1 protein-coding gene is annotated in these 751 nt (G+C 75.0%); it reads left to right on the top strand.

From position 1 onward, the window contains the following. A partial coding sequence (locus AC27IQ_RS26200; RefSeq protein ID WP_487091393.1) for a M14 family metallopeptidase occupies positions 1-613 on the top strand: 613 nt, incomplete at its 5' end. Between the last annotated feature and the right edge of the window lie 138 nt (positions 614-751).

Here is a 751-nt window from a genome sequence, read left to right on the forward strand (position 1 = left end):
CGCGCTGCGGCCCTTCGTGGCGCGCGCCGACTGGCTGCTCGACCTGCATTCGATGCACGAGCCGGGGGCGCCGCTCCTGCTCACCGGCCTGCACCCGCGCAACCTGGAGCTGGCCCGCCGCATGGGCGCGCCCGAGCACATCGTGGCCGATGCGGGCCACCAGGACGGCGTGCGCATGCGCGACTACGGGCACTTCGGACTGCCCGACGCGCAGGCGGGCGACCGCCGCTCGCTGCTGGTGGAATGCGGCTTCCATGGCGCGCTGTCCAGCCGCACCGTGGCCTACGACCAGTGCGTGCGCTTCCTGGCGGCGGCGCAGGTGCTCCACCCCGAGGCGCTGGCCGCGCTGCTGCCCGGCTGGCGCCAGCCCGATGCGCCGCGCCAGTGGGTGCTGGAGGTGACCGGCCCGGTGGTCGCCAAGAGCAGCGCCTTCCGCTTCACGCAGCCGTTCACCGGCCTGGAGGTGATCCCCAAGGCCGGCACGGTGATCGGCGACAACGACGGCGAACCCGTCACCACGCCGTACGACGACTGCGTGCTCGTCATGCCCTCCACGCGCCAGGCGCGGGCGGGGGTGACGGTGGTGCGCTACGCCCGCCGCCGGCCGCTGTAGCACGCTGAACCAGCGCTGACCCGGCACCAGGCCCGGTCAGCGCCGCGCCCAGCGCGGCCCGAGCACCACGCACCCCAGCGCCAGCACCACGCAGGCCACGCCGGCCCACTGCCAGGCGGCTGACGAACCATCGCCCAA

The organism is Acidovorax sp. KPB24-07, from assembly GCF_057543315.1.